Source organism: Virgibacillus halodenitrificans JCM 12304 (assembly GCF_001310895.1).
Classification (GTDB): Bacteria; Bacillota; Bacilli; order Bacillales; family Amphibacillaceae; genus Virgibacillus_Q; species Virgibacillus_Q halodenitrificans.
Genome location: NZ_BAZS01000001.1, coordinates 65,996 through 91,047, shown reverse-complemented (window position 1 = coordinate 91,047; position 25,052 = coordinate 65,996). Strand labels below are relative to the sequence as shown.

General features: G+C 38.1%; 16 protein-coding genes, 1 pseudogene and 1 riboswitch. Of the genes and pseudogenes, 5 read left to right on the top strand and 12 right to left on the bottom strand.

The features are described 5' to 3' along the window. Positions 1-5: 5 nt before the first annotated feature. The 6 genes and pseudogenes from JCM12304_RS00415 to galU form a co-directional block, all read right to left on the bottom strand. Positions 6-782 carry an ABC transporter permease gene (locus tag JCM12304_RS00415; protein WP_019378055.1) on the bottom strand — a complete coding sequence of 259 codons (777 nt, stop codon included), beginning with the start codon at positions 780-782 and terminating at the stop codon, positions 6-8. Positions 783-826: 44 nt separating this feature from the next. Continuing rightward, entirely contained in the window at positions 827-1,612 is a 786-nt protein-coding gene (locus JCM12304_RS00410; RefSeq protein WP_060678179.1) for a glycosyltransferase family 2 protein, read from the bottom strand. A 24-nt stretch (positions 1,613-1,636) separates the two neighbouring features. Beyond that, a pseudogene (locus JCM12304_RS00405) lies at positions 1,637-2,766 on the bottom strand (glycosyltransferase). After that, on the bottom strand, positions 2,763-3,917 hold the full coding sequence (locus JCM12304_RS00400) for a glycosyltransferase (RefSeq protein WP_060678178.1): 1,155 nt from the start codon (positions 3,915-3,917) through the stop codon (positions 2,763-2,765). The pseudogene JCM12304_RS00405 and the gene JCM12304_RS00400 overlap by 4 nt, the downstream one beginning before the upstream one ends. A gap of 217 nt (positions 3,918-4,134) precedes the next feature. Then, positions 4,135-5,445, bottom strand: coding sequence for a UDP-glucose dehydrogenase family protein (locus JCM12304_RS00395; RefSeq protein ID WP_019378051.1), 1,311 nt, complete (start codon positions 5,443-5,445; stop codon positions 4,135-4,137). 17 nt (positions 5,446-5,462) lie between these two features. After that, complete coding sequence (gene galU, locus JCM12304_RS00390) at positions 5,463-6,344, bottom strand: UTP--glucose-1-phosphate uridylyltransferase GalU (protein WP_060678177.1); 882 nt, start codon at positions 6,342-6,344, stop codon at positions 5,463-5,465. Between the two features lie 294 nt (positions 6,345-6,638). Between galU and JCM12304_RS00385 the strand changes: the two genes are divergently transcribed. Next, entirely contained in the window at positions 6,639-7,952 is a 1,314-nt protein-coding gene (locus JCM12304_RS00385) for a nucleotide sugar dehydrogenase (RefSeq protein ID WP_060678176.1), read from the top strand. Positions 7,953-8,060: 108 nt separating this feature from the next. Here JCM12304_RS00385 and JCM12304_RS00380 read toward each other — a convergent pair whose 3' ends face one another. The 6 genes from JCM12304_RS00380 to JCM12304_RS00355 all read right to left on the bottom strand — a co-directional run bounded on the left by JCM12304_RS00380 (position 8,061) and on the right by JCM12304_RS00355 (position 20,594). Then, complete coding sequence (locus tag JCM12304_RS00380) at positions 8,061-9,929, bottom strand: LTA synthase family protein (RefSeq protein ID WP_060678175.1); 1,869 nt, start codon at positions 9,927-9,929, stop codon at positions 8,061-8,063. A 213-nt stretch (positions 9,930-10,142) separates the two neighbouring features. Beyond that, positions 10,143-11,603, bottom strand: coding sequence for an APC family permease (locus JCM12304_RS00375; RefSeq protein ID WP_060678174.1), 1,461 nt, complete (start codon positions 11,601-11,603; stop codon positions 10,143-10,145). Between the two features lie 502 nt (positions 11,604-12,105). Beyond that, the gene (locus JCM12304_RS00370) at positions 12,106-13,266 is read right to left on the bottom strand and encodes an acyltransferase (protein WP_060678173.1); all 1,161 of its coding nucleotides are present in this window, start codon (positions 13,264-13,266) and stop codon (positions 12,106-12,108) included. Between the two features lie 442 nt (positions 13,267-13,708). After that, a complete protein-coding gene (locus tag JCM12304_RS00365) occupies positions 13,709-17,485 on the bottom strand; it encodes a S8 family serine peptidase (protein ID WP_082387939.1) in 3,777 nt (1,258 codons plus the stop codon). Between the two features lie 560 nt (positions 17,486-18,045). After that, positions 18,046-19,458 (bottom strand): NADP-dependent phosphogluconate dehydrogenase, encoded by a 1,413-nt coding sequence (gene gnd, locus JCM12304_RS00360; protein WP_060678172.1) that lies wholly within the window; start codon positions 19,456-19,458, stop codon positions 18,046-18,048. 59 nt (positions 19,459-19,517) lie between these two features. Beyond that, positions 19,518-20,594 carry a glycosyltransferase family 4 protein gene (locus JCM12304_RS00355; RefSeq protein ID WP_060678171.1) on the bottom strand — a complete coding sequence of 359 codons (1,077 nt, stop codon included), beginning with the start codon at positions 20,592-20,594 and terminating at the stop codon, positions 19,518-19,520. Between the two features lie 254 nt (positions 20,595-20,848). After that, a riboswitch (TPP riboswitch) is annotated at positions 20,849-20,958 on the top strand. A gap of 899 nt (positions 20,959-21,857) precedes the next feature. Between JCM12304_RS00355 and JCM12304_RS00345 the strand changes: the two genes are divergently transcribed. From JCM12304_RS00345 to JCM12304_RS00330, 4 genes are read left to right on the top strand one after another with little or no spacing between them, the layout of a single operon-like run. Then, a complete protein-coding gene (locus JCM12304_RS00345) occupies positions 21,858-22,868 on the top strand; it encodes an ABC transporter substrate-binding protein (protein ID WP_060678169.1) in 1,011 nt (336 codons plus the stop codon). Between the two features lie 12 nt (positions 22,869-22,880). Continuing rightward, on the top strand, positions 22,881-23,171 hold the full coding sequence (locus JCM12304_RS00340) for a thiamine-binding protein (RefSeq protein WP_019378040.1): 291 nt from the start codon (positions 22,881-22,883) through the stop codon (positions 23,169-23,171). Continuing rightward, positions 23,168-23,932, top strand: coding sequence for an ABC transporter permease (locus JCM12304_RS00335; RefSeq protein ID WP_060678168.1), 765 nt, complete (start codon positions 23,168-23,170; stop codon positions 23,930-23,932). Before JCM12304_RS00340 ends, JCM12304_RS00335 begins: the two co-directional genes overlap by 4 nt. Further along, positions 23,932-24,657: an ABC transporter ATP-binding protein gene (locus JCM12304_RS00330; protein WP_060678167.1), complete on the top strand. Its 726-nt coding sequence runs from the start codon at positions 23,932-23,934 to the stop codon at positions 24,655-24,657. The genes JCM12304_RS00335 and JCM12304_RS00330 overlap by 1 nt, the downstream gene beginning before the upstream one ends. Positions 24,658-25,052 lie beyond the last annotated feature (395 nt).

Sequence of the window (25,052 nt, the reverse complement as noted above, 5' to 3'; positions counted from 1 at the left end):
TCCATTTATAGAGATTTAATTATTTTGTGCTCATTCTTACTATAATAATAAAGCATATAGATAGCTAACACTGCAGATAATAAGAAAATTATCAATAATCCAACCAAATCGGGGCTTGTTTTGTACATAAATATAGCTCTATATGATTCCACAATGATAGCAATTGGATTGTAATCCACTGCAAAACTATATTCCTCTGGTAAACGTCCACCTTCCCAAATGATTGGTGACGCGTAAAAGAATATACGGACAATATATGTTAATAAGTTATCAATATCGCGAACAAACACAGTAATATATCCGAGGAATGACCCCACAGCCAATAAGAAAACGGTTTGCACAAACACAATCAATGGTAAATAGATAATTTCCCAACCTGGCATCACTCCGAAGAATGCAAGAAATATTCCCACAACTACTAAACCAAAAGCAAAATTAAAAAGTTGTGTTAATATAAATGCCAGTGGAAAAATCGATTTGGGCAAGTATACTTGATTAATAATTGAACTATAACGCATAATTGATTTTGCAGATGAATTGATAGTCGAGCTGATACATCTCCATGCAACTAATCCAATTACAAGGAATAAGGGATAATTTTCTCCCCCTCTTCCTAAAATAATAACAACTAAAAAGTAATAGACAAGTACGTTAAGTAGCGGGTCTAATAACCACCAGAAATAACCTAAATAACTATTTCTATGCTCTGCTTTTAGTCCAGATTTAACTAGATATATTAATAAATCTTTTCTTTTTAACATTTCTTGAATATAAGTTTTCATTAAAAATGACACCGCCTAATTTCATCACAAGAGCTTTCATCTATTTAAATTTTTCGCTTTGAAAGCTTGTACTTAATTGTATTACTAATACCTTTCCATGCGTAATGGGAAAAATACCATATGCTTGCAAACAAATTTAATCTTTCAATTTGTCTATAAACAAACCATTGGCGCTTTGCAGCTTTGATTTTATTACTGGAAATAGAATTCTCTACATCTCTGTACTTTGCTAATACTTCCGGTAATCCGTATGCCAGATGCCCCTTTTTCGTTAAAGTAAGCCAATAAGCATAATCCTGTCTAGTTCTAATATTCACCATACTATGGTGGCCAGTTTTATTTCTGTCTATCATTACGGTAAGACAGCCTATTACACAATGTTTTAACAAATCGTTATAGCCTACAGATTCTGGCGTCTTTGAAAATGTGTTTTTAAGCACCCCTTCTTCTGTCATTCGTACATATTTAGTAAAAGAGAAGGCTATGTTTTTTTGTATCATAAAGTGTAACTGTTTCTCTAATTTTTCAGGGTACCACAAATCATCGCTATCTAAAAAAGCTAAATATTGCCCTTTTGCATTATTCATTGCAGTATTACGCGCAATTGCCGATCCTCTATTTTTTTCTTGGATAAATAATTTAATACGACTATCCGTTTTTATATAGTGATTAATATATTCCACAGTTTTATCCGTTGAGCAATCATCAACTATAATCATTTCCCAATTTGAGTATGTTTGCGCTAGAACAGATTCAATTGTTTGTCTTATAAATCTTTCTGCATTATAAGCAGGCGTTATTACAGAAACTAATGGATTATTGTACTCCAAATGACCAGCCCTAACTTTGTATAATTAACTATGTTTTAACAGTTGACTATACCATGTAATTAATTTATCTTCTTGAGTTCCCCAATTAAGTTCTTCTAATACTGCCTTTTTACCATTTTCTCCCATGCGTTTTGCTTGTCGAGGATTATCCTGTAAATAACTGATAGCTTGCTTTATTTCCTTTTCGTTATAAGGATCTACTGCGATTCCACAATTATATGTTTCTACAAATTTTTTCCAAACGGGAAAATTTGAACATAGGATAGGAAGCCCCGCATTCATATACTCAAAGAACTTAGTTAGCTCTTTCCTCATATAATGATCTGTGGGAGGAAAGAGAGCCACCCCCGCTAACCAATCACGACTCAGATATCTTGCTTCTATCTCTTCCTTCTCTATATACTGATCAATACCTTCAATTACTAATCTATCCTTTTCGTCCCCAGCAACTTTATACATTTCTTCCGCCAATTCTCCTGGACATTTTCCAACAAAATAAACAGAAACATTTCCCTCAATTAATGGTACTTTTGCATGGAGAAGCGCTCCTCTTACATAAGAAACATTTCCGGTATACAATAGCTTATCTTCAGATGGACCTTCGCTTCTTTTATGGTTAATAAAGGCTTCATTTACCATTGGATAGTTTAATATACATACACCCTTTGGATATATATCTTTATAATATTTTTCTGCTAAGCAAAGCTGCATTTTCGCGCGAAAAACTTCTCCATATACTTATACGCATATGAAATGATTTTTCTAACTGGTTTAACCATATAATCTTTCTGCATAATACTTGTAATATAATCCTCATGAATATCATAAATAACTACGTTTTTTCTTTTCTTAAGTAACCAACCAACTGGTAATAACTCTGGATCATGGAAATGATAAACGTCAGCTTCTAATTTTTTGGCTTGCTTGTATGTCTCCCAGGCACCAAAGATCATCCGCTTTAATCTACTCGAGTGCTTTTTAAGGGGGATGTGCTTTATTGGCTTACCTTCCCTTACTTGGGTATTGTCTTCCTGTGCAATTAACGTAACGTCATAGCCAGCACGATGAAGTGACATACATTCCTTATGATAAATTCTAGGGTCATAAGGGTGATGGACGGTAGTCAAATGTACCACTCTTTTTGATGTATTCATCCTTCATCAGCTCCTCTCGCTTGTCTGTTTTTTGTTTGGTCTAACGTCTGATTAAACACTTTTTCATATTGCTTCACAATTAACTTGGCATTGAATTGGTCTGCACGCTGAAGACCTTTAGTAATAAGCGCCTCTCTGGAATTTTCATCCAAATTAAGAAGTTCAATAATTAATGAAGCCATTTCATCTGTATCTTTAACCTCACACATTCTACCAAATTCCCCATAATTCAATACCTCTCCTGCCCCAGGTTCACACCTGGTGGAAATGACTGGAGTACCGGTAGCTAAAGCTTCAGCTAAAACATGACCAAAGCCTTCCCTAATAGAGGAAAGAACAAATAAGTCAGCTTTCTGAAAATAGATATAGGGATTTAGTTGAAATCCAACAAAGTACACTTGGTCAATAATTTGTAGTTCTTTTGCCTTTAGTTTTAGCTCTTCCTGTAGTTCTCCTTCTCCTAGAAGTACTAATTTAATATTCACTTGTTTCCTTGCTTTGGCAAAAGCTTCTAATAAAGTATGGTGATCTTTGTCTTTCACAAGCCTTCCAGCCGTCACAATAACTTTTCCTGGAGATTCAAATATTAAACGATGTTTTTCTGGTATATAGCCATCATTAATATTTCGACTAATATTTTCCAGATCAACCGGATTGTATATTACAGTTATTTTATTAGGTTTCACCTTATATCTCTTCACTATGTTTTCTTTTACGCCGTCTGATAAAGCAATAACCTGACTAGTTAGTTTATAAAACATGCCATACACCAAAAGCTTCAAATTGGTTTTGAAATCTCCTCCCAAGTATGCTGCTTCTCTTACGATATTCATGGCACGTGTAAAAGATAGTAAGGTTGCTAAAATTGCTATCGTATTATAATTCGGGATCGTACTAAACACAATATCTGGACTCTCTTTTCGAATAACTTTGGCTAACGGGAGAATAGCTGAGCGTAGTCTTTTGGTGTTGAGTTTTATAAACTTTACATCTTCTTTTAAATTCGTTTCATAGCTTCCATTATAATTTAAAGTAACCAGAACAGGTAAAAAACGCTCTCTATCTATATTGTTCACAATATTCAAAAGCGTCCTTGCGGCTCCCCCGCCACCCATCTGATATATAAAAAACATAACTTTTATTCTTTTCAATGTAGTCAGCCTTCCCTTTAGCAAATGTCTAATAATAGATGGCACTATACCTAAAGCATTATATCATAGCAATGTCAATAAATAAATTGTCGAAATCCTTCGTATGCTGGGGATAGAGAGATTATAAAAACAAGTGCTCTTCATCAGCATGAGGAAATCTTCCAGCGAGTATCCGTTAATTACAAATTTTACAATGAAAAAGGAATCAGCTCTCACGCTAATTCCTTATAACAGTGGGGCGTCCAATGGAGTGATATTCAATCATAGCTCTTTCCGCCTCTTCTCTAGTAAAGCAATTGCGACCGTCGAAGATTATTGGTTCCTTCATTTTCAACTTATAGTCTTCCAGTGGGAATTGCTTAATTTCCTGCCATTCTGTCAAAATCACGGCGATGTCCGCATCCTCTATGGTTTCTTCTATACTTGAAGTATAATTTATTTCTTTAGGTAATACTTTTTTTGCGTTTTCTATAGCAACAGGATCAAATGCAGAAATTTCAGCACCTTTTTTAATAAGCCTTTCTGTTACTAAAATAGATGGTGCTTCACGCATATCATCTGTATTTGGTTTAAAGGCAAGGCCTAACACAGCAACTTTTTTGCCTTTTACATCTTTTATCCTGTCCAATATCTTCTCTACAATAATTCCTCTTTGTCTTTCATTAACCTTAACTACACTCTCCAAAATAGGCATGCTGTAGTTAACTTCTTTTCCAATTGAAATAATAGCATTGGTATCCTTTGGGAAACAAGAACCTCCATAACCTATTCCAGCATTTAGAAACGATTGTCCAATCCGCTTATCCATACCCATACCTTCTGCTACGTTATCAATATTTGCACCTATTCTTTCCGAAAGATTTGCCATCTCATTAATAAAGCTGATTTTAGTTGCTAAAAAGGCATTTGAAGCGTATTTAATCATTTCCGCACTTCTCAAATCAGTTTTTACTATTGGTAGATTAAAACCGCTATTCACCTCTTCTAAAACTTTTAAGGCCTCTTCATCGTCTGCGCCTATTACAATACGGTCACCGTTATACGTGTCATACACTGCAGTACCTTGCCTTAAAAATTCTGGATTTGAAGCAATCTTTACGGACACGCTCTTATTAAGGTTAGATTCTATTAGCTGTTTAATATAATCATTCGTTCCAAGAGGGACGGTACTTTTCGTAACAATCACAGCATCTTTATTTAAATTTTCAGCAATAGATTTGCTTGCCTGTACAATATAAGATAAATCTGCGGCTCCATCTTTCCCTTGTGGGGTCCCCACAGCAATATAGATTAAATCCTTACCATATATCCCCTCATTATATTCCGTAGTAAAATCTAAAGTACCCCGCTCTATGTTCTGTTGAAGTAGCTCTGTTAACCCTTGCTCATAAATTGGGCTAACCCCTTCCCTTAACATAGTAATTTTATCTGGGTCTACGTCAATACAAGTTACTTTATTTCCAATGTCAGCCAAACACACGCCTGTAACTAATCCGACATAGCCTGTCCCAATTACTGCAATTTCCATTCTTATTCACTCCTGGTTTAATCAATAATTTCCAGTTTCTTTTCCATATATGCTTTTATATCTTCTCGAAGATCTTCACGGTTAAGCGCAAAATCAATTGTTGCCTGAATAAAACCTAATTTACCACCAATATCATAACGTTTCCCAGTGAAATTGTATGCTAATACCTGCTCTTTTTCATTAAGGCTCTGAATTGCATCAGTAAGTTGAATTTCTCCACCATTCCCAGGCTCTTGGTTTTCCAAAATGCTAAATATTTCCGGTGAAAGAATATACCTTCCCATTATAGCTAAATTAGAGGGCGCTTTGTCTCGCGGAGGTTTCTCAACTAAAGACTCTATTGCCCTTATTCCCGTTCCATAGTTAGTATGTTCTATAGGCTTGATGATACCATACTTGGAAACATCTTCTTCTGGGACGTCATGTACTCCAATAATAGAGGTATGATATTTATCATAGACATTTATAAGCTGCCTTAAGCACGGCTCTTCCGATTCAACAATATCGTCTCCTAACAATACAGCAAAAGGCTCGTTACCTACGAAGCGATGAGCACAAGCAATTGCATGGCCCAGTCCTTTCGGTTCTTTCTGACGTATATAATGAATATTAGCCAAATTAGATATAGACTGGACCATTTCTAATAGCTCAGTTTTCCCATTCTGTGATAATTTCTCTTCCAGTTCATACGAGGTGTCAAAGTGATCCTCGATAGCTCTTTTTCCTCTTCCGGAGATTATTATTATATCCTCTATGCCTGAAGCCACAGCTTCTTCCACAATATATTGAATAGTTGGTTTATCGACAATTGGCAGCATCTCTTTAGGCTGAGCCTTTGTCGCCGGGAGAAATCTAGTCCCAAGACCCGCAGCTGGTATAATTGCTTTTTTTACACGCATTCTTTATATCTCCTTTATTTCAAATGAAATATATATCCATATTAATTTTATCACAAGGGGTCACACTAACCAATTTTTACAGTATTAGATTCTTCGTCCAAAACAAAAATTATTAGCAGGTTCATTATAGTATTTATTTTTTTCCCGATATAAAATAGTCAATTCTATGATTGTTTACCAAATTGATGTATTATATCTTTAATAATTGTATAATAAAGATAACGATAACTATATAGATATCGAACAGAGTATCATAATTTGTCGAAAACTCTTGTAAAGGCAGGGCTAAATAGTATGAGTCTATTTGAAAAAATACAACAAAAAGAAGAGAAAGTATCAGTCATCGGATTAGGGTATGTCGGACTACCTTTAGCTATTGAATTTGCTAAAAAATATGATGTAGTTGGTTTTGATTTAAATAAAAATAAATTAGATAAGTATTTAAGTGGTATTGATGTAACAGAAGAGGTTGGAAATGAAATGGTTCAACAAACTACCATGGAATTCACGAGTGAAGAAGATGACTTGCAAGACTGCAAATTCCATGTGATTGCAGTTCCCACTCCTATCAATACTGATAAGACACCAAACCTTGATCCTGTAATTGGTGCAAGTAAAACAGTAGGTCGTAATTTAACAAAAGGTTCTATTGTCGTTTATGAATCAACCGTTTACCCAGGTACCACTGAAGAAATTTGTATTCCAATTCTTGAAGAGGAATCCGGTTTAACATACGGCAAAGATTTTAAAGTTGGATATTCTCCAGAGAGAATCAATCCTGGTGACAAAGTAAACACTTTAACAAAAATCGTTAAGATTGTATCCGGATCAGATGAAGAAGCATTAAAAGAAATTTCTCATGTATATGGATCGATAATCGAAGCGGGAATTCATGAAGCTGAATCAATAAAAGTAGCAGAGGCAGCTAAGGTTATTGAGAACTCTCAACGAGATATTAATATTGCTTTCATGAACGAACTGTCTATGGTTTTTAATAAAATGGATATTAATACAAAAGCTGTATTGGAAGCTGCTGGTACCAAATGGAACTTTTTGAATTTCACTCCAGGTTTGGTTGGCGGTCATTGCATTGGAGTTGATCCATACTATTTCACTTATAAAGCAGAACAGTTAGGCTACCATTCTCAAATTATTCTTTCTGGCAGAAAAATTAATGATGATATGGGTAAGTATATAGCCGGGAATATTATTAAAAAGATGATTAAGGCAAAACAGGAAATAGACGGAGCTAAAGTAGCTATTCTAGGCTTAACATTTAAAGAAAATGTTGCAGACGTCAGAAACACAAAAATTATTGATATTATAGATGAATTAAAAGAATATGGTGTAGATGTATTAGTACATGACCCAGTTGCTGAGCCAGATGCTGTGAATGAAGAATTTGGCATTGAATTAGTAGGTTCAGAGAAATTAACTGAGTTAGACTGTGTAGTATTAGCGGTACCTCATGAAGAATTTAAAAAGACGTATGATCTAAAAACGTTAGATAAACTATATAAAAGCAATAAAAAAGTTTTGATAGATATAAAAGGAGTTCTTGATTGGAAGGCTTGTGAAGCTGAAGGTTATCATTACTGGAGCCTATAAGCCATCCAATAATTTAACAAAATCGCCATCCTGTTGAAGTCGATACAGGATGGCGATTTTTCTTATATGGAGCAGGCATTCCTTATATCCCTTGATGGAATATAGATATTAGTTCATCGGCAATTCCTCAAAATAAGCATCAGACCAATCATACAGCTGCAGCATATTCTGATAATCCTCTTTAAATTTCTGTTTCGGGTTCTCCAGATTTAAACTTTTCCCCTTCAAATCGTAAACTCGCACAGGCTCTTTACTAGTTTCCGGGATAAAGAAATGCTCATTATTTATAAAGGCACCTGTCGGCAGATAGTAGCGCATTCCGATTAGATTATTTTTATATTGTAAAATATCCTGCCCGAAATAGAGTCCCTTTGGCTTAATGCCCATCAAGTTAAGAATGGTCGGCATCATGTCAAGCTGCCCGCCTACGGTATCAACTTCTTTAATAAACTTATCTTTATCCCCTGGTACGTGAATAAGAAATGGGATGTTGAAGCGATCTTCCATCGTATATTCTTCATTCAATATTTCTTTTAACAGCTTATTATCTTCTTCCTCCATAAGTCCGCCATGCACGCCGGAATGATCACCATATAATGCGATCATGGAATCATCCCATAGGCCGCTCTTTTTTAATTCTTGAATGAATTTTCCAAGAGCTTGGTCCGCATAGTGAACCGATTGCAGATAGTTTCCGGTTAATGTATCTGTATACCTTTCCGGTAAATCCAACATTTGCTTCTCTTTTGGCATTTTAAAAGGAGAATGACTTGTTAAAGAAAGCACATGGGCATAAAATGGTTCCTTACCTGTGTTTTGAAATTCTTTTAGCTTTTTCATTGTGCGGTTGTAAAAATATTTGTCTGAAGGACCAAAGCCAATAATATCTTTTTCACCAATGTATTCCGAATCAAAGTAGGCATCAAAACCTAATGCAGGATATAGGGCATCTCTATTCCAGTACGTAACCTTGTCTGCATGAAATGTCGAGGTGAAATATCCCTCCTCCTTCAATAACCGCGGCAGGCTATGCTCTACCTTCTTTCCTTCTATTTTTTGAGATGTTGGGACCTCTCCAACTGGGTAAACTGATGCATTCATAATAAATTCCGCATCGGCTGTATTTCCAGAGCCTATTTGCTGAAAGACATTTTTAAAGTACATGCTTTCCTTCGTTAATTTATTTAGATTCGGTGTAATTTCCTGCCCATTCACTTTTAAATCGACTACGAAATCCTGAAACGACTCTAATTGGATGATAAGCAAATTTTTATCTGGGACTGAGTCAAAATACGTGTGTTCCTCAAATGGAACTGGCTTGTTTCCTTTTAATTTAATAATATCCTCTTGCGTTACTTTTGATATATTTGTATTTGTTGTGCCAAGTACGTCTTCGTTCGCTTTAATTAACTGGGCATTGGTAACCCCGTATTTTTTTGAAAATAGCGCCTGATCCCGGATAACTTCATCGCGGTGAAGGGAGAAATTGAGTATAGAAATCAAAAGTCCCACTACTCCAAGGGCAAGCATGCTTTTTTTAGTAAACGTACGATCCTGTGGGAAGAATCGTTTACTTTTTATTCTATGGAAGATAATTAAGAGAACAAAATCAACTAACAAATACAAATCTTTAAAGGATAAAAGCAACCAGATACTTCCACTAACTGATCCTACCTGGTTCACTTGCGCCAGGGCATGGTATGTTGGGATATTGTGAAAGTATCTCCCGTATACTGCCATCGCAAACAGCAGGAGGGTAAATAGGACATCAAGTATAATATAAACAGTAAATTTCCCTTTTTTAATGAACAACTCCACGATCGCAAACAGAATGACAATAAAGCAAAGTTCATACCAAATGGTATTCAGCGGGTTAAAGTCCTCAAACTGCAGGAGACGGAACACATATAATTTCAGGGAAAATGCCACCAGGAAAAAGAAAAAATAGCTATGGGTAAAAGATGTTTTCTCGTGCATGTGTTCACCTCCATTAAATAATTTTATTAATTGTTATCGTTTAAACTAGGAAGGAAATCACTATCCAGAGCGAGATTATTCTTTTCTTCCCCTTTTATTACATACAAGATGCCCGCCAAACAACAGGTGTTTGTCCGGCGGGCATAATGCTTAGTAGTTGTTTACGATGAAAATAGATGCCAAGACGTGATTGGTGTGCATGTTAGCATTACTTTACGATCTATTCTTTGCAATTATTTTTTTACTGCCGAGAATTAAATAGTTTAACTCTTCTTTTGGAATCTTATTAAATTCCTTCCGTTTTGCCATATAGAAAATGACTCCAAGTCCTATCCACGCTATTAACGCAATTCGTGATTGAATTCCTAAAAATGCAGGAGATCCAGGAATTAATAGTAATGCGAGGAATGCCAGACTTGCGATCATCCCTGCAGCTGCAATAGATTTTTTCATTGGTGATACAACATGCTTAGAAGGATTAAAGTCCTCCCCTTTTTTTACTTTAAATAATGAAAATGCCGTGTAGCATGTATAGAAATAAGCAATTGTTACACCAACGGATGACATATCTACAACCCATAGCAATGCTTCTCTTCCGAACCATGGAGCAAACATGGATACAACCACAGTAAAAATAATCCCGATATGTGGTGTGTTATATTTTGGATGAAGCTTAGAAAATGCTTCTGGTAAAATCTTGGCACGTGACATGGCGAATAATAACCGACTTGATGAGATGATAAAGCCGTTCAATCCGGTAAATACCCCCATCGTCAATGCGGTAACGAGAAGCACGAGACCAATCGTACCTATTGTTTCTTGAATCGTTGCTGCTGTTCCCCACACCTGACCTTCACCAACGGTTTGCTGCCAAGGCTGTGTCATTGCTGTAGCAATAATCATCATACTATATAATACAGCTGCAATAGAGATTGCTAATATAATTAATGTAAATGCTTTTTTAGATGAAAAATGAAACTCTTCTGCAGCCTGCGGGACATTGTCGAATCCTACAAAGGCCCACGGTGCGATGGCAACAATAGAAATAATCGCTGCAAATGCTGTTGTGTCTTTTGGAAAGTATGGTTGGACATTTTCTAAACCTGCACCAGGATGTCCGCCAACCATAAAGGTGATTACAACAATACTGATAATCATGATTGTACAGAAAACAAACTGCATCTGGCCGGATAAGCCAGTTCCTCTTATATTAAAATAACCGAATATACCAAGTGCGGCGGAAGCAACAATTACTTCCATTCCATACACGTCCCAACCAGCGATTTGATACAACGGAATTTGTTCAATAACTGCCGGAAAGACAAATTTTAACATGAGGGCAAAAGCGGAAGCATTAAGGGCTACAATACATATATAACCAAGTGTTAAAAACCATCCACTAATAAACGCGTGCTTTCTTCCAAGACTAATGAACGCATACGCAAACTCTCCCCCTGATACCGGAAAGCTTTTGATCAGAAATCCATAACTCACTGCGATCAGCATCATCAATAAGGCTCCTATTCCGAAGCCAATAATAACGCCTAAGGGGCCAGCATCTGCCATCCAATTTGTTGGCTGCACGAAAGCTCCCCAGCCAATTGAGGATCCCAGCGCTATCGCCCATACCCAGTGTGGCTTAAGTGATTTCTCTAGTGTCGTTCGCTCTTCCATGATCTAACTCCCTTTTCTCTCTATAATATAGATTTGTATAATATAGAAATATATTTTACTAATAGTATTTCCACTTTCATGACTTTTTTGCCATACATAAAATTATATCAATAGCCCGTTCCCCTGCTCAATTCAGATATTACTATGTATATGGCGGTATACGGAATAATATGGACGCAAATTTACTGTTGTATGTTTCACCTCTCTAATTATGAAAGAATATGCTTTGAAATGGCTTTACGCTGAAAAATATTTATTTAACTAGTTCATTCCTTTTATTAGGGAATGTTAAACCTGTTTATTTTTGGCAGGTGGGGGTGGGTGAGTGTCGCGGGTGGGGAGCGTGCTGTCGCGGTGGTGCGTGCGGGTGTCGCGGTGGGGGAGGGTGCTGTCGTGGTGGCGCGTGCGGGTGTCTCGGTTGAAGGGAGGCTCGTTGCGGTTGAATTGGCCAGTGTCGTCACATCAATTAAACAAAAGCCGGTCTTTATAACCGGCATTTCCATTAACTTTTCTTTTCATTTGTATTTATTAGTAAATTTCTTTTCGGTACAGGCACCTTACTTGGTAGTAATATTTCTTTTATCGTATCTAGGTCTTTCATTTTTTGTACACCTATATAAAACAAATAAGCTAGAATAAACACAGCTGGTGTAAATGCCAGCTTCCACGCTAAGGTTTCCATTACTAATTCTAGTCCCATACGATTCATCAAGATACGTAATGTTTCCATGACAAATACGTGACTCACGTATATACCTACAGAATTTGCTCCAATTTTGGAGACAATTGTATTTTTACCGACTTGATTATGTTTCATAATCAACATAAACAGGATAATGGTAAGCGGAATTGTGCTCAGAAAGAAGTTTTGCTCTTTTCCCCCTGCTACCTGCACTGTAAGGGATGCTTCTCCAATTTGAAGGAAAACAAACAACAAACTTACTCCTATAAATACGGTTGTTGGTACTCTTTTAGCAAGATTCCTCACTTTTAATATATAGCTTCCCATAAAACCCCCAAGTAACATATAAAACATTCCAAAAAATAATGCATCTCTAGTGTTCCAACTCATATCATAGATAAACGAATATGACTGACCAAACATACCTAAAATATTTAATCCGAGGCCGATCAGTAAAAAGGTCTTTAGCATATTTGTTTTGTATGCAACAAACAAGATCATTACAGACCATATGAGCGCGAGTAAAAACCATAGATGATATTGGTTTTGGCCCGCTCCATAATAAAAGAGATCCCATGTAAAAATAGAAGTGATATGCTCTTTTACCATTGAAATTAATGACGCACTTGTTTTTTCTGTTTCCACATATTTAATTAGTAAATCAAATAAGAAATAAAAGATAAACCAGGCAGCCCATAACTTGATCAGCTTAGTTGTATATTTGTAGAAATAATGATTTTGCTGTGAAGTTACTTCTTGATCGTTCTTGTTCTCCAGCTGCTTCAATTTTCGAATAAACAAATAGCCTGAGGTTACAAAAAAGAAAGGTACCGCAAAACGTGCAGTAATATCTATCAAGAAGTCTAATTGATCCCCATCTATATTACCTATATGGACACCACTTACGGTTCCTGTATGAATACATACAACTGCAAAAATTGCAAAAAACTTTAAAAAATCAATACTATAATCACGTTCCATTTATTCTCCCCCACCTTCTTGGGTGTTGCTCTACTTTGATAAGAGTCAATGCTTTTTACATCATTCGACAACTTTTTTATTTTCTGTTGGGGGAGATGTGAAAATAGTATTTTAGTATTAATTGGGAAATTACTATTAGGTGTATGTTACTAAGACTAAACCCTCTCAATTTATTGCTTGATTCTCATTCAGGCCCCTGCTCCTCTCATATATAGGCTTCCTCTCTCATTTAGGCTGCTGCTTCTCTCATATGAAAGCTTCCTCTCTCATTTAGGCCGTTGCTTCTCTCATATGAAAGCTTCCTCTCTCTTTTGGGCGCTGTGTCTCTCATATAAAGGCTGTCCCTTTCATTTGGACGCTATGTCTCTCATATGACCACTTCCCCCTCTCATTTTGAGCTGAAAATAAAAGAAGCTGGCGGCTGCCAGCTTCTTTTAATGGTTTATCCGAAGAATCCCCAAAACTTACCGATGATATTCCAGATGAAGCCGAAGAAGTTGTTGTTTTCCTCTTCCTCTTCGTTTCCTCCATCATTGTTATCGTCCTCGTTGTCTTCCTTTACTTTTTTCACTGTAATGTTTTTAACTGTTTCATGTCCTCCCAGATCGACGACCTTCACTTCAAATTCGTTCTTGCCATCTTCCAGGTTAAGCTCTACTTCAATCTCTTCATTGAAGTTTTTCTTTTCATATGGTTGGGTCAAATCATGCTTGTACACATGATTGCCATTTACATATACATTGATATCATCAAAGGCATCTTTTACGTTTACTTTTGCAGTTACTTTGTTTTCAGATGTCTTTTTGTCTGCTTTTACTTTGACTTTTGCTTTTTCTGAATCAACAAAATATCTCCGGCCGATTTCTGTTTCATTTCCGGCATTGTCTGCAGCTTTAATGTGACGGAAATAGAAATCGTCCTTTTTATGCTTTACTTTTAATGAGAAATTATATTGGTCTTTTTCCTCATCGTATTGAAGGTCAGCTTCTTGCCCGTCTACAGTTACAGATTTGATGCCAGAAGCATCTGTAACATAGCCGGAGAACTCTACTTCCTTCTCGGATGCTACGCCTGTTTGTTCAGGTGAAGTAACATGAAGGTCCGGCACCGTTGTATCCTTTTCTTCTGCTAGTGCTGCTTCTGCTTTTGTTTTGTTTCCAGCATTATCCTGAACAACCACAATTACTTCTTGCCCTTCTGCTATATCCTTTAATTGATGCTCTGTTTCACCATTTACATATGGTTTTTCCAATACTGATTTACCATCAACGAGGACATCCCAATACTTCATGCCACTTCCATTCGGATCTTCTTTTACATTCACTGTTAAAAGCTTGTCCTCATTGTAAGAAGCCTCTACTTCTGGTGCTGTAGTATCAAGAATTACTGGTAATTCCAATGATTGCCAGTCTGCATCTTCGAAATCGATGACACCAGTTGCCTGTAAATAGTACTGTCCTTCGTCTGCTTGCTTGCCATTGATTTTACCATCCCAAGCACGATCACCTGACAAGGAGTATTCTGGCGCGCTCCCACCATCATAGTAATTTTTGCGTGCTTCTGTTTCAAGCTTAATTGTTCTTACTACTTTCTTATCTTCATCCAGCACATTAAACTTCACTTCTTTTGCGTTACGAAGGAAGGAAAGGATCATTAGTGCATCATCCTGTACACCATCTCCGTCTGGTGAAAAGGCAATCTTTTCAGGATCAATGTTGCCAGTTGCAAGATCTTCTCCTAGGAAATTATAAGAACCTTCTTCTTCAGCAGAAGTAACGACACCTGTCATTCCGTAGAAGTTGTTCGCATCCCACATTGGCTGATCAAAAATTGGTGAAGCATCCCAATCTCCTTTAAATCCAACGTATGGAACAGTTAATTCCGGATTGGTATCTGTCGGATCTGTAAGTGTAACGAAGCCCTCCAACCAGTAGCCGTTTTCAAAGCTTGCTTTTAAATCAGCATCTAGTGCGCTCACATCTATGGTTACCTTAAATTCTCTTTCACCATTTGCAGGAACTTTAATTGTTTTTGTTTCTTTATTATTAATTTTCACCGTAGCTTGATCTGTAATATCCATACCGCCAATAATGTTAGGAGCTACAACTACGTCTTCTCCGTTTTGTACTGGTTGGTCTGTTTGGACATTTGCTGCTACATCATATTTTACTGCTTTGTCAGAGTGGTTCTCTGCAGTTAATTTAAATGTTACTTTGTTCTTGCTTACTTCTTTTAATGCTACCTTTGGTTCCTCAGTTTCGGATTCCACTACAGTTACAGGTGTGCTAAGTGCGGCATGGAGCTGCATAAGGCCTGCACCCTGGCGACGTGGTGAAACAAATGCATTTTCAAAAGTAACTTTTTTCGATGTGTTCATCATTAATGTTTTTGCCAATTCTACGCGATCTGCTTCTTCATAGCCAAATTCTTCATCTACACGCTCTAATACTAGTGCCGCTCCACCGGAAACGTGTGGTGCTGCCATAGATGTACCACTCATTAAACCATATTTATTGTCATTTAGAGTAGATAATATTTGTCCACCTGGTGCTGTGATTTCCGGTTTGAAATCCAGACTAGGTGTCAATCCCCATGAAGTAAAGTCACTCATTTTTCCTGCATCAGGATTTTGAATTGTTGAAGAATCTCCATTAAATGTGATAGCCACTTGCTGTTCATTTTTCAATGCTGCAGCTAGCTTATCACCATCACTTTTCAGCATAAACAGCTGTGGAATTTTGATTGATGGGTCTGTAGCCATACTAACAACACCATCTGTATTGTTGTAGATAATAACCCCTTCAGCTCCGGCAGCCTGTGCATTTAACGCTTTATCTGTAAATGCAAGCTCACCACGTTGTACTAATGCATATTTTCCTGAAAAATCCTTTCCTTCAAAATCTGCAGGCTTCCCTAATCCTGCATAAGCAAGTTCAAAGGTAGAGCCGTCTTTCGGTGGCTCTGTGTTACCAGCAGATAAGAAAGGCGCTGCTCCAGCTTCCCCGTCCACCGTATATTCCAGTCCACTCACTGTCATAAACGTATTTTCAAAAGATGCTACTTGAAGTGAATCATGGGAAACACCAGGTGAACCAACTACTCCATAATCCGGCATAGAGGATAATGGGTAATAAAAACCATCCGCCAATAATGCAGAGTTTCCTGCAGATATGGACATAAGCACCCCATTTTCCACTGCGCGGGAAATAGCTTTTGATTCTGGAGAGTCTTCATCTACGAAACCAGCAGTTGATCCAAGACTCATGTTTAACACATCTGCACCGAGCTTGATAGAATCATCAATAGCCTTTACGTAAATATCACCGTATGTTGATTGAAATTCCGGGTCGTTTCCAAAAACCTTTAAAGCTAGTAGCTGTGCTTCTGGAGCAATACCTAGGATTCCACCATTTTCTTCATCACCGTTTGCCCCAACTGTTCCAGCGACGTGCATCCCATGGTAGTTTGCTCCTGCATGAATTTCACGAATCTCATCGTTTTCATCCATGTAGTTATAACCATAAGGGACTTTTTCTGTATAAAACTTACCTGGGAGTCCTTCTTCAGCAACTGTTTCATTGACCTCTTTTTGAGTCAGTTCTCCTGGTTTATTATCAGATAGCACCATATCACGGTGGGACGGATCGATACCTGTATCAATAATTCCAACGACCATACCTTCCCCTTTAAATCCGTAATCGCGCCATGCCTGTTGGGCTTCCACAAGCTCCTTACTGTATTTCATATCAGGTTTCTCAATTGGACGCTTATATTCATTGACGATATGTACGTTCTTTACTTCTGGGATGTCTTTAATTTCATCAATGTCGCCTTGCTTTACTTCCGCACTAAATCCATTCACAACGGTAGTAAATTCTTCATGATATTCTGCTTTTACTTTTTTATCCTTCATTTTATCTTTAATTACTTTTTGCTTTGCCTTCGCTTTTTTATCTAATTGCTTCTTTTCCGATTCCTTCATTTTTTTAAAGGTAATGCCTTTTTGGGTCGCTACTTCAATGGCAGCGGTTTCATCTGCTTCTACAATAACTCGCACTTCCTTATTCGGATCTTCTGTTTCCCCAATATTTTCGGTTGTCTGCTTTTCAGCTTTCTTTGCTTGGTTCGGCAGTTTTCCCCCTGTTAGCGCACTAGCATAGGTAAAATTACTTAATACTAGTAGAACTGCTAATAGAGCAATAGTTAATCTTTTCAACATTTTTCCCCCTTGTACTAAAATTGATAGATTTATAAAGAATCTTGAAACCCTCCTCCTTTTTCCCCACAATAATTTGTGACATAATTTTCCTACAATTTAAAGTATATTAAATTGGTAAATAATAGTGTAGTGCCAAAAGTAGTGGGTAAATAGACAGGGGTTTTGTAGGGGAAATTTGTTGGCTTTTGTTGAGTGAATGTAGATAAATAGTGAAGATGTAACGGATTGCTTGATGGGAGCGGGATTGCTGGAAGAAATTGTTTTCAGCTTACTGTGTATCTCTATGTCCTAATCGAAGTAAAATGCGGAATAAAAATTATAAAAAAATCTATCTAACTAAAGAACTATTCATTCTTTGTTGAGATAGATTCACCAGAAACCAGATTTAGTTTTTATGCCTTCTTTCACATTCCAATAAATTTCAATGTTCTTATTTTGACGTTTACCATCTTGTTACTGGCTGGTTGTAATGTTCATTCAGAAAAAAACTCCTTTAAAGATAAAAAGCACACTCCTCAAGAGCGTGCTTTTTTGTAGAATCTTTCACTATGCTTTTTTTATTAGTTAAACCAATTCGTATGGAAAGTGCCTTCTTTATCTTTACGCTGATAGGTGTGGGCACCGAAATAATCACGTTGTGCTTGCAGTAAATTTGCTGGTAAATCTTCGGAACGATAGCTGTCATAATATGCAATGGCACTGGAGAATGTTGGAACAGCAATACCATGCTTGACTGCTACAGAGACAACCTCACGCAATGCAGATTGGTAACCCTCGACAATTTCCTTGAAATATGGATCAAGCATTAGATTTGCTAGAGCTGGATCACGGTCATATGCTTCTTTAATTTTTTGCAGGAAGTGGGCACGGATAATACAACCACCACGCCAGATCATAGCAATGTCGCCATACTTCAGATCCCATCCGTATTCTTCTGATTGAGCACGCATTTGGGCAAAGCCTTGTGCGTATGAACAGATTTTACTCATATAAAGAGCTTTTCTTACTGCCTCAATTAACTCTCCTTTATCTCCTGTAAAGGCTTCTGGAGCAGGTCCGCTAAGAACTTTGCTTGCTTTTACGCGTTCATCCTTCATTGCAGAAATAAAACGGGCAAAAACGGATTCGGTAATTAAAGGTAGTGGAACACCAAGATCTAGTGCATTTTTGCTTGTCCATTTTCCTGTACCCTTTTGACCGGCCGTATCTAAAATAACATCAATAAGTGGCTGACCTGTATCTTCATCTTTTTTCTTAAAGATATCTGCTGTGATTTCAATTAGATAGCTGTCAAGCTCCCCTTTATTCCAATCCGCAAATACATCATGTAATTCATCTGTGTCAAGACCTAGTACATGCTTTAAGATAAAGTATGCTTCAGAGATTAACTGCATATCGCCATACTCAATTCCATTATGAACCATCTTTACAAAATGACCAGCGCCATCCGGGCCGATATACGTCGTACAAGGTGCATCATCCACTTTGGCAGCAATTGCTTCAAAGATAGGTGCAACCAAATCATATGCTTCTTTCTGACCACCTGGCATCATGGAAGGACCTTTAAGTGCTCCCTCTTCCCCACCGGATACGCCTGTCCCGATAAAGTGAATTCCTGTTTTTTCCAGTTCTTTATTACGACGAATCGTATCCTCATACAATGTGTTTCCACCATCGATAAGTATATCGCCTTTTTCCAGATAAGGCTTCAACGTTGCAATCGTTGCATCAGTAGCATCTCCTGCTTTAACCATTAGCATGATTTTGCGGGGCTTTTCGAGAGACTCAATAAATTCTTCGATCGATGTAGCTCCGACAAAGTTCTTTCCTTTTGCTTCATTTGCCATAAAGTCCTCTGTTTTTTCCACGGAACGATTGTATACAGCAACAGAATATCCTCTTGATTCCATGTTCATTGCAAGATTTTTTCCCATTACTGCTAAACCGATAACGCCAATTTGCTGTTTTGCCATCGTATAAAACTTCCTCTCTATTTTAAATAATGTATTAACATATAATCATACATTCTATGCTATCTGTTTCTGCTTCCTTTATTCACTAATTTCCGCAATGCCTCCAATAATGGCTGTTTTCCCCCGATCACAATCCCAATCATCTCTGCGAAAAGTTGGAACAATGCCAATAAGAATAATGTGACGAGGAGGTTAATGACGATACTTGCATTAGAAAGCAGTATTGCCATAAGCCCAAATAAAGCACTAAAGCCATAGATGATGAGCACGGTCGTGCGGTGACTGTAGCCGGCTCTTAGAAGCTGGTAATGAATATGTTTATTATCTGCCATCATAATGTTTTCTTTATTATATGCTCTTCTTACTATAGCAAATAATGTATCAAATATGGGAACAGCCAAGACAATGACTGGAATAATAAAGCTAAATAGCGCTATATTTTTAAATAGGCCAAGCATGGATACACATGCTATCATATACCCCAGAAAATTCGAGCCTGTATCTCCCATATAGATTTTCGCAGGATAAAAATTATGAAATAAAAACCCAACATTGGCTCCAATGATAGATATACATAAGTAAGCAACTAGAATTTGGCTATCAATAATTGCCATTGCAAAGATACTTATCAACGCAATAGTGGTTACCCCTGTTGCCAATCCATCAAGCCCATCAATTAGATTAATGGCGTTGGTAACACCAACAATCCAAAGAACGGTAACAAATACACTTATAAAGCCAAGTTCCACTGTACCAATAAAGGGTAAGGTCAGTTTTTCTATAATTAACCCGGAAGAAATCAGGAAGGATGCAGCGAGTAGCTGTCCTGTGAGTTTAACAACTGGTCGAATATTGTAACGGTCGTCCAGGATACCAGTGATCAAAATAACAATGGCCCCTAGAAAAATTTCAGGTAAATGCGGGTGACTTGGCTGTAAATAGATAGCTCCTGCCAGGGCACCGAAGAAAATAGCGATTCCGCCCAACCGTGGTGTTACTTTTGTATGTATCTTCCGATGGCTGGGAAAATCTACTGCCCCAAGTTTTATGGAGAGCCATTTCACCGGATACGTTAAAACCAGTGTGGTAACTAACGCAATCAAACCTGCGAGAACTAACTCTGTATAAGTAAACATTATATTCTCCTATTATATAGTCTAAACAAACATTTGCTAAATAAGACGCTTGCGCTTTTGTTCTTAAATTATAGCGAAGGTTGGCTTCTTTTAGCAAATTATAGTTCCTTCGTACGGGAATTTAAGGGATTATGTTTGTTTTTCAGAATTATTTGTCCAAATACCTTTACATTGTTCTTCCTTCTATGGCATACTGTCCTTGTAACGCGTTATACGTCACAGGTTGGAAGACGTTCCTGCCGTCAATTTCATAATACTAAATGTAGGGGGGCTGGTGAAGCTGGCTGAGATTGTATCCGTATGATACTGACCCTTAGAACCTGATCTGGTTGGTACCAGCGGAGGGAACATAATCATATTTTTCTCAACATGATGAATGTTATACCAAGCGCTAGAGGACTAAACCTCTAGCGCTTTTTTAGGTTCTGGGTGATTTATATTGGGGTTATCCAATAATCTTTAAAATGGAGGGACTGTGAACTACCTTGTGCTGTAAACTGCCGTTTCGGTAAATACACTTCGCTTTCCGCGGGCAACCTTCAGCTTCCTCGGAAGAAAAACACTTCCTGCGGGATCTTCAGTCGTTGCTTTTCCCGCAGGAGTCTGCGTGATTTTCCTTCACTGATAATGTGGTGTGATAGTAACCCGCTATATACAGCGTGTTCAGCTCATGCATTCCGGCTGGAGCCGCGGGTTATAAGGAAAGCTTTTAAGAGAAACATCGCATGATGAAAAAGTGGTTTTCCTTTTCGAGGGCGTTGGTCATGCAATCGGTGCCCAAAATGTTTTCGATGGGACGAGTAATCGTAGTCTCATCCCCAGGGCATAGCGTTCTTAGATTGCCATCTTCCATTCCAATCATTTGGTACAGCTCATCTATTTTAATAATATGTTTTTCATTGAAGTAAAAATGTACCTTAGCGAAGGAAAAATACGAAGACTTCTGGGGGAGATGAGGCATAGGTGAGACCCCGGAATGCGGTGTAAAGGTCGGAAGGCTAAAGTCGCGACGTCCTGGGGCTGCGCATACTCGCCCCACCAAACCCCATTGTCGCAACGCCTTCATGACCAACATCATGTTGGCCCGAGGCTCATCAGCCGCCCCCGAAAAGCGCAGTGTTTTTCCCTAGCGGTGTTATTTAGCCATTTTGTATGAACAGAGAAATAAGTTACCTCTAGTTCGTAGCAATCAAACAACTATGAATATAAAAGATAACGTTTGGGTCCCAGCATTTGCAATAGAACAATGAAGGAGGAAGAGATATGAAGAAGTTTTTTTATGGACTTGTTGTTGTTTTATTTCTAATTTTTATAACAGGGTGTAATCAAGAGGATGGTCAATCAGGCGAAGCCAAGAGTAAGGATGGGGAGTTAACTCCGATTAAATTTGCCTTAGATTGGACACCAAATACAAACCATACAGGACTCTATGTAGCAAAAGAAAAAGGATATTTTAAAGAACAAGGTCTGGACGTAGAGCTCATGCTGCCTGGAGAGGCTGGAGCAAATCAGCTGATGGCTGCAGGAAAGGCAGATTTCGGGGTTAGCTTTCAGGAAGAATTAACACAAGCAAGAGCAGAAGATCTGCCAATTGTTTCGATCGCTGCCGTTATTCAACATAACACCGCAGCCTACGCTTCGCCGGTCGGCAAAGATATTACGGAGCCTGCTGATTTTGAAGGAAAGGTTTATGGCGGTTATGGAACAGATATGGAAAAAGCGGTGCTTGGCACAATTATGAAGCAGCACGGTGCAGATGTAGATAAAGTTGACTTTTTAAATATCGGAAGCTCCGATTACTTCACTGCAGTGAAACGCGATATTGATTTTGCAAATATCTTTTACGGTTGGACAGGCATTGAAGCAGAGACCCGCGGAGAAGAATTGAATGCAATTTATCTTAAAGATTTTGCCGAAGAGCTGGATTACTATACACCAGTGCTTGCTACGAACGAAACAATGATTGAAGAAAATCCAGAAACTGTAAAAGCATTTATGACCGCTGCAGCGAAAGGCTATGAATTTGCAATTGATCAACCAGAGGAAGCTGCAGACATTTTATTAAAACACGCACCCGACTTAGATGAAGATCTGGTGAAAAACAGTCAAAAATGGTTATCTCCAAGATATCAGGATGATGCAAAACAATGGGGAATCCAAGAAAAGGAAAGATGGCAGACATTCACAAATTGGATGGTCGAAAACGAGATTATAAATAAAGATATTGACGTAGAAAAAGCATTTACGAATGAGTTTTTACCAACAAAGGAATAGGGGGAACTATTGATGGCAAATTCGTTAGTTAGTATTCAAATTATCCCAAAGGCGGACAATGTAAAAGATGTATATGGAATGGTTGATGAGGCGATTGCGATAATTGATGAAGCAGGAGTAACTTATCAGGTAAATCCGTTGGAAACAACGATGGAAGGAGAATTATCCGAACTTCTTCACATCGTGGAAAAAATGAATGCACGCATGGTGGAAATCGGTGCTGAAAATGTTATATCCCAAATTAAAATTTTACACCAGCCGTCAGGAATTACAATGGACACACTTACGGAGAAATACCGATGAGACAAATTTTCACTAAAGGATGGCGGCCACTTGCTGCCATCCTTCTATTTATCGTTATTTGGCAAGTAGCAACTCGTGTATTTACGATAGAGGAATGGCTTTTGCCTGCTCCAACCGACATTTTAAGTGAAGCACAGCATACGTGGGAAGAGTTTCTCTTTCATTTTGTAGCTACAGTGAAATTAACGATTGGCGGATTTATTATTGGTATTAGCGTGGGATTAGCTGTTGCTATTTTATTACATATGCTCCCTAGGGTAAGAGAAACCTTTTATCCATTTTTAATATTATCCCAAAACATCCCAATTATTGTCCTTGCTCCCCTGCTTGTTATCTGGTTCGGTTTTGGATCGCTTCCAAAGTTAATTATTATTACATTGTCATGCTTTTTCCCTATTGCCGTTTCGGCGTTGGGTGGTTTTCAACAAACAAGTCGCGAGTTGGTACATTATATGAAAATGATGGGAGCAACAAAAAGGCAATTATTTTGGAAATTAGAATTCCCTCATGCCTTACCTTCCATTTTTTCAGGGCTAAAAATATCAGCAACTTATAGTGTTATGGCTGCTGTTATATCTGAGTGGCTTGGTGCACAAGAAGGTATTGGTGTTTTTATGACATTAGCTACTTCCTCTTTCCGAACATCGAGAGTATTTGTTGCCATCATTGTTGTTATGGTGCTAAGCCTCACTTTCTTCGGGTTGATTGTACTATTGGAAAAGCTTGTATTGAAATGGAATAAGAAAGGGGGCACTGTCTAATGCTTTCTGTAAAGCAGATTAGTAAGCATTTTGGTGATAAAATTGTCTTGGAGGACATATCGCTTGAAATTGCTGAGGGTGAATTTGTATCTCTTATTGGGCCTTCAGGCAGTGGTAAAACGACCCTGTTTAATCTGATCGGTGGTCTGTTAATGCCAGATGGCGGAGAAATTTGGAAGAATGAGGATAATATCACGAATACGACTGGACATATTAGCTACATGCCCCAACATGCCTCGCTGTTTCCGTGGCGAACAATTTTACAGAATGTGTTGATTGGACAAGAGCTTCAAGGTAGAAAAGAAGAAGGGTTGGCCAAGGAAATGTTGCAAAAAGCGGGCCTTGGGGAGGTAATTCATAGCTATCCCCATGAACTGTCGGGAGGCATGAAGCAGCGTGCATCATTTATTCGCGCATTGCTTAGTCCCCAATCCTTTCTTTGCCTTGATGAACCTTTTTCTGCATTAGATGAGTTTACCAGATTAGACATGCAAAAATGGCTGCTTCATATTTGGGAGGATAACCAGCAGTCTATTTTATTTATCACCCACAGTATAGATGAAGCACTTTTTTTGTCGGATAAAATTGTTGTATTAAGCGCAGGACCAGCAAAGGTAAAGCGTGTATTCGAGGTACCATTTGCTCGCCCACGGGATGAACAAATCCTGCTTTCAGAAGAATTCTTGAAATGGAAGAGAATGGTGTTGGAGGAAGTCCAGCGGTGAGTTGGTTTGAATGGGGTGTTGGCTTCTGGGGGCGGTGGGGGCTCATTTGGGGGCAGGGCTCTCTCATATGAATGGTAGGTCTCTCATTTGAGTGCGGGCCTCTCTCATATGAATGCCTGGTCTCTCATTTGAGTGCGGGCCTCTCTCATATAAATGCCTCGGTCTCTCATTTGAGTGCGGGCCTCTCTCATATGAATGCCTGGTCTCTCATTTGAGTGCGGGCCTCTCTCATATGAAGGGGTAGGCCTCTCATTTGAGTGCGGTCCTCTCTCATTTGAGTGGGCGGCTCTCTCATGCTGGCCGTCTCTCTCTCATTTGGATGCTCGGCTCTCTCATTTGGATGAACTGCTCTCTCATTCGGATTTTTAAGTTTCTCGCTTGAACCTGGCGTCCCA

Bases quoted from the DNA above. Each gene is read 5' to 3' on its own strand.
- JCM12304_RS00355 (WP_060678171.1), bottom strand. From the start codon at position 20,594: ATGTTTACTTATACAGAGTTAGTTCTCGCAGGTTTGATTGCGTTAGTT.
- JCM12304_RS00370 (WP_060678173.1), bottom strand. From the start codon at position 13,266: ATGGAACGTGATTATAGTATTGATTTTTTAAAGTTTTTTGCAATTTTT.
- JCM12304_RS00380 (WP_060678175.1), bottom strand. From the start codon at position 9,929: ATGCACGAGAAAACATCTTTTACCCATAGCTATTTTTTCTTTTTCCTG.
- JCM12304_RS00330 (WP_060678167.1), top strand. From the start codon at position 23,932: ATGCTTTCTGTAAAGCAGATTAGTAAGCATTTTGGTGATAAAATTGTC.
- JCM12304_RS00395 (WP_019378051.1), bottom strand. From the start codon at position 5,445: ATGGAAATTGCAGTAATTGGGACAGGCTATGTCGGATTAGTTACAGGC.
- JCM12304_RS00335 (WP_060678168.1), top strand. From the start codon at position 23,168: ATGAGACAAATTTTCACTAAAGGATGGCGGCCACTTGCTGCCATCCTT.
- galU (WP_060678177.1), bottom strand. From the start codon at position 6,344: ATGCGTGTAAAAAAAGCAATTATACCAGCTGCGGGTCTTGGGACTAGA.
- JCM12304_RS00340 (WP_019378040.1), top strand. From the start codon at position 22,881: ATGGCAAATTCGTTAGTTAGTATTCAAATTATCCCAAAGGCGGACAAT.
- JCM12304_RS00375 (WP_060678174.1), bottom strand. From the start codon at position 11,603: ATGGAAGAGCGAACGACACTAGAGAAATCACTTAAGCCACACTGGGTA.
- JCM12304_RS00365 (WP_082387939.1), bottom strand. From the start codon at position 17,485: ATGTTGAAAAGATTAACTATTGCTCTATTAGCAGTTCTACTAGTATTA.
- JCM12304_RS00345 (WP_060678169.1), top strand. From the start codon at position 21,858: ATGAAGAAGTTTTTTTATGGACTTGTTGTTGTTTTATTTCTAATTTTT.
- JCM12304_RS00385 (WP_060678176.1), top strand. From the start codon at position 6,639: ATGAGTCTATTTGAAAAAATACAACAAAAAGAAGAGAAAGTATCAGTC.
- gnd (WP_060678172.1), bottom strand. From the start codon at position 19,458: ATGGCAAAACAGCAAATTGGCGTTATCGGTTTAGCAGTAATGGGAAAA.
- JCM12304_RS00415 (WP_019378055.1), bottom strand. From the start codon at position 782: ATGAAAACTTATATTCAAGAAATGTTAAAAAGAAAAGATTTATTAATA.